This is a genomic window from Paenibacillus sp. N119s (assembly GCF_059447605.1).
The window spans coordinates 1-10,416 of sequence record NZ_JCAJRU010000188.1; the positions used below are offsets into that span (position 1 = coordinate 1).

A 10,416-nucleotide genomic window follows, 5' to 3' on the forward strand; every position below is an offset into this window, starting at 1 on the left:
TGCACTTGTGTTGGAGCTGGCTCTAAAAATAGCTGATCCTTCAAAACGTGCTTGAATCGAATCCAGGATTGCGCCGAGCTCCTGTAATTTCTCATCCGTAGGTCCCGAAAACAGATCCACATAATTTTTTCCTTTTGGGCCATAGAGGAAGTACCGTATAAGGAAAGGGGAAGGGATTAAAAAATCTTTATCCAACAAATCGTACTGATAGTAATAAATAAAACAAGCCCCAAACCCTGAATAATCTAAATACCAGAGTATGGAATATGCATGTAGTTATTGTATAATAATTGTAAATCATTGAAAGGAGAGAACATGCCAAAGAATCCAATTTTTCTTGTTTTAATAATTTTCTTGGCTACCCTAACAGTGCGAATTGTATATAATAATCCACCCCATTATATTTATAATTGGTTGATGGGTATATACGCCATCCGTTTGATCGGTCGAACGATGTACGAAAAATACCAAAATAAGCACAGGACCAGTATTGTAACTGACACGGTTGTAGAAGTGATTATGGTTATGATCTCATTGGAAATTATCCTATTTTTATTTATGTCACAAGAAACATGGATACATAAGTTACTTTTTCTAATCGGTGAATCCTATTTCCTCGTTTACAGTAGCTATACTTTTAAAGAGATCATACTAAAAAATAAGGAAGTGAATTGATGAAGAATCGAACTATTAAGATTGCAGTTGTTATTGTTTTAGTACTAGCATGGGGCATTTATGGCACTTATTATTTTCTGAATTTAAATACCTCTATTCAAAAAGCTGTGTTGGATCAGGTCGATATGGATAATATCTACCTTCAGATTATAAGAACGCACACTAAAATTACTAATGAACCGACCGATTATAACGTGCATGTGATGGAAAAGAGTGGAGTTAAAACAATATTGGATCAATTATCTGGCATTGAGCTTAAAAAAACAAACGGAATGAATAACGGGGATAAAGTTCCTTTTTACTATACTATTATCATCCGCCCGAAAAGCAATCAGGATTCAACATCGAAGTATGAAATTACATTTAAGAATAATAAGTTAGTATCTATCTTTGATCAGGAAAAAAATTATAGGCAGGAATATATGATAACAAACGAATTCGACTACCATTCGTTCAAAAATTCAATCGATAAACTTTTCCAGAAGGAGTAGTTAGTTTGTATAAAAAAGGTCGGTTATCAAACTCAATCGACCTTTTTCTCAGTTATTTAGGAATCATTCTTAGAAAATTTCCCATCCATTTCCGGAGTGTGCTTTTTGCACAACGCCATTACCCGAAATAAAACGGATAACAGTACCGTCTTGTAGAGTGTACTCAAGGAACGGGAATTTAATCTGATAAAGATCGTATCTTTCACCGTAAAGGGCAATTTGATTGTTGATTTTATCAATGCCCGCAAGACCGTTGCTAATGACATTTTCGACTGTCGAACCCGTGCCTGAGCCAAATAGTGAAGAGGCGAGGGAAGCAATTCCCATTGCTACTCCTACTGGTGTACTTGCAACGAAGATCAGCCCCAGAACCGTAGCTGTTAAACCTGACAGCCCTGCTACGATTGCAGCTGTGTTGGCAGAACCACCTCTGAAATTCCCGTTCTCTAATGCGACACGTTGTGCTTCACTCATTTTTAGTAATTGATACGGACTTGCCGTTATTGTTGCTGCATACTCTCGTGATCTTGCCATAATATATCAACCTCCTGATTTTTTATGAGGAATTGATGGAGTCGCTGACATCTAAATGGCTCCACATTTATTTGATATCAGTCTTCAATTCCCTTTCACTTATGTAGGTGATTTAAGGCTGTGAATTACAACCAAATCGTGGAAAATTGCGAATACATGAATTTTTTAATTCATGTACTTTGCTCGATTATCTCCTACACTTATATAGGAGTTGGAGGTGTTAACTACACAACCTAATATAAATTCTTCTAGATCAAGAAAATTCCCCTCTAAATTTGAATAGCCCCTTTAGCTAGAATAGATACTGGGATCAACCTTTGATTTATCCTGTATAATTTTAAATTATGGTCAAGATGTGAGAAGAGTTGAGAAGTATATTCCAACTCGATCACAGCAAAAGCTAAAATAAGCTACCTCCGGTAGAGTAACTGGAAGCAGCTTATCGCCGAGTACACATTATTTTTTCATGATGAACTCAAGGAGTTCAGTTTTCAGGGTCTGGATGGCATCCTCTTTTGGCATACGGATAAATTTACTTAATCGTTTAATATCTGGATCAAAATATTGGAAAATTGCATCCATAGCCTCTACATCGGATTTTGTTTGGGCGAGTTCTACTAATTTCATAAACTCATCATCTGACATAAATCGTGAAGCGCCTTCTTTTTCCAATTGCTCACCGCCTGTTGTGTAATATGGGGTTCCTTGGCAACTTGGCCTTCTGCTTTATCGTTTATGTAAATTTCATAGATGACTTTTTTGCCTGTCTCAGACCTTAATCTATTAATATATGATTGCATCATTATTTTGTTATCGGACTCTTCCGAAAACGAGGTTTGAAAGAGATTAGATTTGGATTCTAAAGAAATTTCACGTTTCCGATTGCGTTTTGCACGATACTGCATTCTCCAAGCAATTCTGTAAAGCTCGCGTCGATAATCTTCGATAGTACCCATCGGAAATTTCCTCCCTTATGTTCATATACGTACATATAAGGTAGGAGTTCTCAAAATCAATAAAACAACCTATTTATAGCGTCAATATTGTTTTTTTAGCGAATATAATGTAATTTTGAATAATTTTGAAACTATTTGAAATTTCCATGTAGAAACCATTGAAGGGTATGGGCGATATGGAAGTTGGTAGAAGACAGGTGTGTGTTGGTATGGATGACAGGCAGGAGCAAAAAGAATCATATCCGGTAAGCGGAGGGAACCGCTGTTGCAAAAAAAACAGATGAAGTCAGACTCTTTTTTTTTATGCTATATTTTATACGTAATAAATTAATCAGAGGGTTGAGGTGCAGCATGACATCAATGATTATTGTCGAATCATCCGTCAAACCAGGATTAACAGCTTTTCAGGCAAGTGCTGAAGATCAGGCTGAGGTTCACGAGTTAATTTTAAAGACGGCTAGATGGCTGCACAGCAAGGGTTCCGCGCAATGGGGCAAATTACTAAGAGGAGAAGATGACCACAATCTGGGCGGCGCTATTGCACGCGGAGAAGTGGTTATTTTCCGAACGCCAAAGGATCATCGCTTGGCAGGTGCAGTGATCTTGCAGCAGCAGCCCAGTGCTTGGGATAGTAGGTTGTGGGGATTAGAGGAGACAGATTCCGAGGAAGGAACTTCCGTATATCTGCATCGTTTGGTTGTAGATCGAGATAATAGTGGGAAGGGACTGGGTCGTGAGCTCATGCAGTGGATTGAGCAAGGCATCCATTTTGCAGGCAAGGATCGAATCCGTCTAGACTGTATTGCGGGCAATGACAAGCTTAGCGGGTTTTATAAACAATGCGGCTATACCTATATGGGCGAAACGAATGGCTATAACACTTTTGAAAAGATGCTAATCAATTCATAGAAAACGGAATTGTAGCTGTAGGAATACGAAAGAAGGAGGCAGGTCATCTGCATTCTTCTTTTTTTGTTGTGTCCAAAAGAAAAAATTTATTTAAAATGAAAATGGGGATATCGCAATTCCCCCTTCTACATATGATGATAGGGAAAGTTTTGTAAGCGCTTCAATGTAAATGGGCACACAACCATGCGAAGCTACAGGAGGCGGTTAAGATGGACAATTACATGAGCTGGATAAAAGTTGGATTTTTCCTCAGCGTTCTGTTATTACTTGCAGCGGCATGCAGCACTTCTCCCAAAATAGAAAATACAGATGGGCAAAAGGTGCGGCTTACGATGCAGGCTTGGGGTAATCCAGCGGAGGTGAAGGTGTATCAGCGGGCCCTGGATGCATTTGAAAAGGAAAATCCGAATATCGAGGTTAAGCTGGTACCTGTACCGGGAGACCAATATGAGCAAAAACTGTTGACACAGCTACAGGGAAGCCGCGGACCGGATGTCTTTTATTCCTATGAATCGACGATGGCACGTTTGATCGGAGCAAAACAGGTGCAGCCTTTGGGCGAATTTCTAAAAAGTGAAGCAAGCGACGTAAAGGCTGAGGATTTCCCGGAAGGATTATGGGGACCAGCCAAGCGTGATGGGGAAATCTATGGGGTTACTCCCGATTCCAACCCGATGGTTATGTACTACAACAAAAAGGTATTTAAGGAAGCAGGCGTGAAGACACCGCAGGAATACTATGACGAGGGCAAGTGGAACTGGGACGCCTTTGAGGAGGTTACCTCCAAGCTGAAGGCGGCTGGAAAGCAGGGCTATATTGCGGAGAACTGGTGGGCTCACTGGTATTCATGGGTGTGGTCGAATGGTGGCCGGATCTTTGATGAACAAGGCAAATATGTGCTGGACCACAATGAAAAGGGCAAGGAAGCCTTCGTCTTCATGCACGATATGGTGAAAAAGGGAAATGCAGTATACCTTGGTTCCCTTCCGAAAGGGCAGGGAGCAGATGCGATGTTCATGTCCAATCAGGTCGGCATGCTGGCGGCGGGAAGATGGCTGGAGCCTTTGTTTAGCCAAAACAAAAGCCTCGACTTTGATTATATCTACTGGCCCTCTAACACCGGTAAAAATGAACCTGTTGCCATTCCGGTTGCATATGTAGCTGTCAACAAAAATAGCCCGCATGTGCAAGAGGCGATGAAGCTGGCAGCCTTCTATGTCTCTGTGAAAGGGCAGGAGGCACGGCTGGTCGAAGGCGGAAATGCCATGGGTACGTTTGCCGCCGCAGATGAGAGCATAATGAAAAAGGCGAAAATTGAGCATTCAAGCTATTTGACCGAAGGACGTGATAAAGGTCACGCTTATGGTTCTACATTGGCTTATGACGCACAGGTGCCGGGGTTGAACTCGGATATCACGGAAACCATTGACTTGATGTTCTTGGGCAAGCAGGATGCTGCGACAACCATTGAAAAGTTGAATCAGATCATATCCAAGGCGATCAAGTAAACACGGGATGGATCGTGACCGGTGAGGAAGGTGACAAGATGCACAAAAAGCATCAAGCGCTGTGGGGCTATTTATTCATTGGCCCCCAGTTTCTTGGTTTGTTATGTTTTTCGTTGCTGCCCTTGCTATATGCATTTTACTTAAGCTTTGTCAATTGGGATGGTTTTGGCGTACCTTTGTTTGTCGGCTTGGATAATTTTAAAGGTCAATTATCTGACCCCGATTTTTGGAAGGCACTCATCAATACGATGTATTATATGGCACTGGTCATCCCGGTGGGGATTGTGCTAGCCTTGCTCGTAGCCATCGTGCTCAATAAAGTGAAGGGCCGGGAAATCTATCGTTTATTTTTTTTCATGCCTGTCGTAACCAGTTCAGTATCGGTTGGGGTCATCTGGATGTGGATACTGAACGGGGAATTTGGTATTTTCAACCACCTGCTGCGAGCGATTGGGATTGCAGGCCCGATGTGGCTGACCGATACGCATTGGGTGATCCCGTCGATTGCTCTACTTAGCATATGGCTGGGATTGGGGTACAATATGGTTATTTTTTTGGCAGGGCTCCAGGGCATCTCCAAAACCTATTACGAGGCAGCCGAGATTGATGGGGCGAGCAAGTTTCAGCAGTTAAGGTATATTACATTGCCGCTATTGTCGCCAACGACCTTTTTTGTGACCATTATGATGGTCATCAGCTCTTTTCAGGTGTTCGATCAGGCGTTCGTCATGACGAACGGCGGACCGGCCAAAGCCAGCTATACGCTCGTGTATCACATTTACGATCAGGCGTTCATTGATTTCACAATGGGAGAAAGTGCGGCAGCGGCGATGATTCTATTCGTAATCATTCTCATATTTACACTGCTGCAATTCAAAATGCAAAAGAGGTGGGTGCACTATGGAGATTAGTTGCAGAGGCAGGGTGTTCCTGCGCCATGTGCTGCTCGCTGTCGGCTCTTTAATCATGTTTTTTCCATTTCTATGGACCATCCTCAGCTCGCTAAAGGATATTTCTCAAATTTTTGTCGTTCCGCCGCAATGGATTCCCGATCCGTTCGTATGGAGTAACTATCCGGCTTCGCTGGAGGCGATGCCTTTTGTGCAGGCGTACATGAACAGCTTTTACATTACGTTTATCATTGTGACAGCAACGTTGATTAGCGCGTCTATGGCGGCGTATGCTTTTGCTAAAATCCGTTTTCCGGGTTCGAATATATTGTTTATATTGTTCCTCGCTACGATGATGGTACCTAAGCAGGTGACAATGATTCCGTTATACCTGGTGATGGATCGTATCGGTTGGCTGGATACGCATTGGTCGCTAATCGTGCCTGGGGCCTTGTTTAATGCATTCGCGGTGTTTTTGCTCCGTCAATTCGTCATGGGTATTCCGCGCGATCTGGAGGAAGCAGCAGTCATGGACGGGGCGGGATACATTCGCATTTACTGGAGTGTCATTCTGCCACTCATTCGTCCAGCATTGGCGGCGATCGGAATTTTTACCTTTTTGGGTGCCTGGAACAGCTTTCTTGATCCGCTGATCTATCTCAATACACCGGAGAAATTTACGGTTCCGCTTCTGCTCAACAATTTCAAAGGTCTATATACCGCCGATTGGTCACTGATGATGGCAGGCACCACCATCTCTGTCGTGCCGGTGCTCATCGTCTACATCATCGCTCAAAAGCAAATTATTGAGGGTATTACCTTAACAGGCATCAAGGGGTAGGGGCGCTTTCCCTACTCCTTTTTGTGTGCTTTCCGGTACTGTAACGGAGTATGTCCGGTGAAATGCTTGAACACACGGCCAAAGTGAGCGATGCTGTCAAAGCCTGTTTTTTCAGCAATGGCGGTCACTTTCCAGTTCGTTTCCTTCAAATAGGCCCGAGCCTGCTGGATTCGCACATCCTGAAGATACTCGACCAGAGTAAAGCCAGTGGTCTGCTTGAAAATGCGGCATAGATACGTGCTGCTAATATAAAAATGTCCTGCCAGTTGCTCCAACGACAGCTTCTCGGCATAGTGGGCATGCAGGTACTCAATCACCGAGTACACACGTTGCTGCTGCTCGCTGCGTTCCGGTGCTATAGTGTCAGGAGCCGTTGACTGTATGCGGCGGATTCGGATCAGCAGCTGGAGCAACAGGCTTTGAAGATACATATGACGGTAGGCATGTTCTTGATGGTATTCATCCAGCATTTGCTGGAACAAATGCTCCAGCTCGCATTGTTCTCGCACGGAAGGGCGAAGTAAAAAGCTTTTTTCGGGCAGAAGCAGGTGGCTCTGATCGCCGGATGGAGTGACAGGCGTGGACGAAGCTACAAACGCCTCATCAAAGTTGATCAAAATTCGCTCATGGCTGTCGCTCCCCTTGTTACTCGTACGGTGAAAATCATGTTTGCTGATCCAGATCAGATCGCCCTTTTGTAACGCGTATACACGCTGATTAATGTAGTAGTAGCGCTCTCCTGCCAGCAGATAATAGATTTCATGTGCTTGATGGACATGGTCGGCAGACATGCTAAACGGCACCGTCCGAAGCGCTTGCTCGATGGCAAAAAAAGGTGTAGCAATCATAGCAGCGTTCTCCTTTATGAAGGCGTTCATGAGGATAATATATGCATGCTTTTCGGATGAATTCACAATAAAGGTGAAGATTTCGCTCTTTCTTATACTATAAAATGTAAGTAATTCATGTAAAGGGTGTGAACCAATTGGCTAAAATTAAATATGCACTTGTAGGCACCGGTGGAAGAGCTGAATTTTTTTACGGTGAAGTTGTTACCGTTTTCAAAGATACATCGGAGCTGGTTGCGTTCTGTGACGTCAACCAGACGAGAATGGATTATGCCAATCGGCTGTTGCAGGAGAAATACGAGCACCAACCGATTCCGACTTATAAAGCTCACGAATTTGACCGGATGATCGCGGAGACGAAGCCGGATATCGTCATCGTTACGACCATTGACCGGGTGCATCATCGGTATATTATCCGGGCGATGGAACTGGGCTGTGATGTCATTTCCGAGAAGCCGATGACGGTCGACGAGGACAAATGCCAGGATATTCTGGATGCCATAGATCGCACGGGACGGAAGCTGTGCGTCACCTTTAACTATCGTTACGCCCCGCATAATACGAAAATTCGTGAAGTTATTATGGATGGGACGCTGGGTGACATCTTGTCAGTCAATTTTGAATGGCTGCTGAATACCCAGCATGGCGCGGATTATTTCCGCCGCTGGCACCGGGACAAGCGCAATAGCGGCGGTCTGCTGGTGCATAAATCGACGCATCATTTTGATCTGATGAACTTTTGGCTTGGCTCGAAGCCGGAGACGGTATATGCAATGGGCGATTTAAGATTTTACGGCCGGGAGAATGCAGAGCAGCGAGGCGTGACGGAGTTCTATCAGCGGGCTTACGGCAGCAAGGCGGCGGAAAATGATCCTTTTGCCTTACACCTGGATCGTAACGAGCATCTAAAAAGCATGTATCTGGATGCGGAGCATGAGGATGGGTATATACGCGATCAAAGCGTATTTGGCGACAATATTAGCATCGAGGATACACTGAGTGTCATGGTCAAGTACCAGAACAGAACGGTGATGAATTACTCACTGAACGCTTATATGCCTTGGGAGGGATTTATCATCGTATTTAACGGCACCAAGGGAAGGATGGAAGTTCGGGTATCTGAGCAATCCTATGTTAACTCCGGTGGCAGTAAGGCAGAGGAGGGAGCGTTAAAGGAGAAAACCATCACGATCTATCCTCACTTTGCAGCGCCTTACGAGGTCGAAGTAGAGGAAGGCTTGGGGGGACATGGCGGAGGAGATCCGGTTATGCTGCGGGACATTTTCGATAAGCCGGCAGAGGATCGGTTTCATCGTGCGGCCTCCCATATTGACGGCGCATGGTCCATTTTAACAGGCATCGCCGCCAACCGCTCTATGCGCACAGGCCAGCCAGTGAAGGTTGAGCAACTAGTGCGATTATAACGGTTGTAGGTAGGCAGTAGCTTTAATAGCAAGAAGCCCCATCTCTAACCAGAGGGACAAGGGGGCTTCTTGTTTGTATTTAAAGATAGTAAGAACCTTATATCTTAGGATACTATATTTTATTATTTATCGGCCTTCAGCTCACGGGTTCCCAGCTGTTGTACAGGACGATGGTTATCGGGAAAGATGGCAGCAAACTGATTAATCTGGTCTGCCGACATTTCAATAGGCTGCTCCAACACCGTCCAATTCACATGCTCTGTGCATGGCGGGGTAGTCAGCGATCCGTTGTAGCGAACGGAGTGCAGGTCTTTTGGCAGCAGGGTGGCCAGGTTTATTTCTCCCTCCAGGTTCGCTTTTTGAGAGGTATCCTTTGGAAGTTTGGACCAAATGCGGCTGAAAGCTTGGTTTTCTTTGCCTTTTTGAATAAGGACGCCTAAGACGGCTGTGCTTCCGCTATCGCTTTGATGAACAAAATGAAGCTCCATTTCAGCATTTTTGCCATCTATTTGGTGTTCGCTTGGATGATGAAAATGAAACTGCTTTAGTGTGAATTTAGTGCCGTTTACGACAATATCATTGCTGGGACTAGCGGCATTGACTTGGATGGTGTGTCCATTATTCAGTATGGATAATTTGGTGGTAGAATAATGAACCTGCAATGGTTGCTGTGTATGCGAATCTTTCAGATGGGAATGCTCTATGTTGATGGGAGACTGCTCCTGACCATGACCACAAGCGACAAAATCCTTTTCCAGCTCCCCCCAATGCTCAGGCCCTTCATCCCCTTCGTAGGACCAATGCGCGCTTTTCTGGACAACTGCATGTGCGTTGCTAGCGGATGACGAGGATGCGCTAGGAGCACTAGAAGTAGCGGATGGTGTACATCCTGTTATCGACAACCCCAAGATGATGGAAAATATGCTGAATAAGCAACCTCTCCAGTGTTTTTTCATGTTTCTTTATCCTTCTTCCAAATAGAGTGTGTGAAACTTTTTACATTGTAAATTACTGTACAAAGTTCCTGCAAGGGTACAAGGACTTAGGAAAAAGGTAGAAATGGTTGCTTATGATTACCGGGGTGTAGAGAAAGTAATGGAGTAGTGAAATATTTGTTTGTCCTCTTTGGGGGAAGTAACTATAATAGTGGGGTGTGCATTACAAAATAATTCCATATCCACTCAAAGGAGAGATCTACATGAAAGCAGCCATAGTTACAAAAGACAAGAAAGTTAGTGTAGAAGAGAAACCTTTGCGCTCCCTGAAACATGGAGAAGCGTTAGTCCAAGTTGAATATTGTGGGGTTTGCCACACAGATTTACACGTGAAAAATGCAGATT

The 10,416-nt window shown here is 44.0% G+C and carries 11 protein-coding genes and 1 pseudogene; 7 read left to right on the forward strand and 5 right to left on the reverse strand.

Going from position 1 to position 10,416, the window contains the following annotated elements; all coding sequences use genetic code 11:
- Positions 1–674: 674 nt before the first annotated feature.
- The gene (locus AC5V8P_RS18885) at positions 675–1,166 is read left to right on the forward strand and encodes a hypothetical protein (RefSeq protein WP_063206821.1); all 492 of its coding nucleotides are present in this window, start codon (positions 675–677) and stop codon (positions 1,164–1,166) included.
- 69 nt (positions 1,167–1,235) lie between these two features.
- Here the strand turns inward: AC5V8P_RS18885 and AC5V8P_RS18890 are convergent, their stop codons facing one another.
- From AC5V8P_RS18890 to AC5V8P_RS18900, 3 genes are all read right to left on the reverse strand, one after another.
- Positions 1,236–1,700 carry a hypothetical protein gene (locus AC5V8P_RS18890; protein ID WP_063206824.1) on the reverse strand — a complete coding sequence of 155 codons (465 nt, stop codon included), beginning with the start codon at positions 1,698–1,700 and terminating at the stop codon, positions 1,236–1,238.
- A gap of 456 nt (positions 1,701–2,156) precedes the next feature.
- Entirely contained in the window at positions 2,157–2,345 is a 189-nt protein-coding gene (locus tag AC5V8P_RS18895; RefSeq protein ID WP_064795624.1) for a helix-turn-helix domain-containing protein, read from the reverse strand.
- Positions 2,324–2,656 (reverse strand): hypothetical protein, encoded by a 333-nt coding sequence (locus AC5V8P_RS18900; RefSeq protein WP_063206827.1) that lies wholly within the window; start codon positions 2,654–2,656, stop codon positions 2,324–2,326. The genes AC5V8P_RS18895 and AC5V8P_RS18900 overlap by 22 nt, the downstream gene beginning before the upstream one ends.
- Before the next feature lie 351 nt (positions 2,657–3,007).
- Here AC5V8P_RS18900 and AC5V8P_RS18905 point away from each other — a divergent pair, with 351 nt between their 5' ends.
- The 4 genes from AC5V8P_RS18905 to AC5V8P_RS18920 all read left to right on the forward strand — a co-directional run bounded on the left by AC5V8P_RS18905 (position 3,008) and on the right by AC5V8P_RS18920 (position 6,804).
- Positions 3,008–3,565, forward strand: a complete 558-nt coding sequence (locus tag AC5V8P_RS18905) for a GNAT family N-acetyltransferase (protein WP_064795625.1) — start codon at positions 3,008–3,010, stop codon at positions 3,563–3,565.
- 209 nt (positions 3,566–3,774) lie between these two features.
- A complete protein-coding gene (locus tag AC5V8P_RS18910; RefSeq protein ID WP_064795626.1) occupies positions 3,775–5,073 on the forward strand; it encodes an ABC transporter substrate-binding protein in 1,299 nt (432 codons plus the stop codon).
- Between the two features lie 38 nt (positions 5,074–5,111).
- Positions 5,112–5,984 carry a carbohydrate ABC transporter permease gene (locus AC5V8P_RS18915; RefSeq protein WP_063206835.1) on the forward strand — a complete coding sequence of 291 codons (873 nt, stop codon included), beginning with the start codon at positions 5,112–5,114 and terminating at the stop codon, positions 5,982–5,984.
- Positions 5,974–6,804 carry a carbohydrate ABC transporter permease gene (locus tag AC5V8P_RS18920; protein ID WP_063206838.1) on the forward strand — a complete coding sequence of 277 codons (831 nt, stop codon included), beginning with the start codon at positions 5,974–5,976 and terminating at the stop codon, positions 6,802–6,804. The genes AC5V8P_RS18915 and AC5V8P_RS18920 overlap by 11 nt, the downstream gene beginning before the upstream one ends.
- Before the next feature lie 11 nt (positions 6,805–6,815).
- On the opposite strand, the gene AC5V8P_RS18925 is transcribed toward AC5V8P_RS18920, so the two are convergent.
- A complete protein-coding gene (locus AC5V8P_RS18925) occupies positions 6,816–7,652 on the reverse strand; it encodes a helix-turn-helix transcriptional regulator (protein WP_064795627.1) in 837 nt (278 codons plus the stop codon).
- Positions 7,653–7,789: 137 nt separating this feature from the next.
- On the opposite strand from AC5V8P_RS18925, the gene AC5V8P_RS18930 reads away from it, so the two are divergent.
- Positions 7,790–9,076 (forward strand): Gfo/Idh/MocA family protein, encoded by a 1,287-nt coding sequence (locus AC5V8P_RS18930; RefSeq protein ID WP_064795628.1) that lies wholly within the window; start codon positions 7,790–7,792, stop codon positions 9,074–9,076.
- Positions 9,077–9,198: 122 nt separating this feature from the next.
- On the opposite strand, the gene AC5V8P_RS18935 is transcribed toward AC5V8P_RS18930, so the two are convergent.
- The gene (locus tag AC5V8P_RS18935) at positions 9,199–10,032 is read right to left on the reverse strand and encodes a carbonic anhydrase (protein WP_064795629.1); all 834 of its coding nucleotides are present in this window, start codon (positions 10,030–10,032) and stop codon (positions 9,199–9,201) included.
- 242 nt (positions 10,033–10,274) lie between these two features.
- Here AC5V8P_RS18935 and adhP point away from each other — a divergent pair.
- Positions 10,275–10,416, forward strand: a pseudogene (gene adhP / locus AC5V8P_RS18940) (alcohol dehydrogenase AdhP); the annotation flags it as partial.

What these genes read in the sequence shown, in the direction of transcription:
- AC5V8P_RS18885 (WP_063206821.1), top strand. Translation starts at nt 675, where the DNA reads ATGAAGAATCGAACTATTAAGATTGCAGTTGTTATTGTTTTAGTACTA.
- AC5V8P_RS18890 (WP_063206824.1), bottom strand. Translation starts at nt 1,700, where the DNA reads ATGGCAAGATCACGAGAGTATGCAGCAACAATAACGGCAAGTCCGTAT.
- AC5V8P_RS18895 (WP_064795624.1), bottom strand. Translation starts at nt 2,345, where the DNA reads ATGTCAGATGATGAGTTTATGAAATTAGTAGAACTCGCCCAAACAAAA.
- AC5V8P_RS18900 (WP_063206827.1), bottom strand. Translation starts at nt 2,656, where the DNA reads ATGGGTACTATCGAAGATTATCGACGCGAGCTTTACAGAATTGCTTGG.
- AC5V8P_RS18905 (WP_064795625.1), top strand. Translation starts at nt 3,008, where the DNA reads ATGACATCAATGATTATTGTCGAATCATCCGTCAAACCAGGATTAACA.
- AC5V8P_RS18910 (WP_064795626.1), top strand. Translation starts at nt 3,775, where the DNA reads ATGGACAATTACATGAGCTGGATAAAAGTTGGATTTTTCCTCAGCGTT.
- AC5V8P_RS18915 (WP_063206835.1), top strand. Translation starts at nt 5,112, where the DNA reads ATGCACAAAAAGCATCAAGCGCTGTGGGGCTATTTATTCATTGGCCCC.
- AC5V8P_RS18920 (WP_063206838.1), top strand. Translation starts at nt 5,974, where the DNA reads ATGGAGATTAGTTGCAGAGGCAGGGTGTTCCTGCGCCATGTGCTGCTC.
- AC5V8P_RS18925 (WP_064795627.1), bottom strand. Translation starts at nt 7,652, where the DNA reads ATGATTGCTACACCTTTTTTTGCCATCGAGCAAGCGCTTCGGACGGTG.
- AC5V8P_RS18935 (WP_064795629.1), bottom strand. Translation starts at nt 10,032, where the DNA reads ATGAAAAAACACTGGAGAGGTTGCTTATTCAGCATATTTTCCATCATC.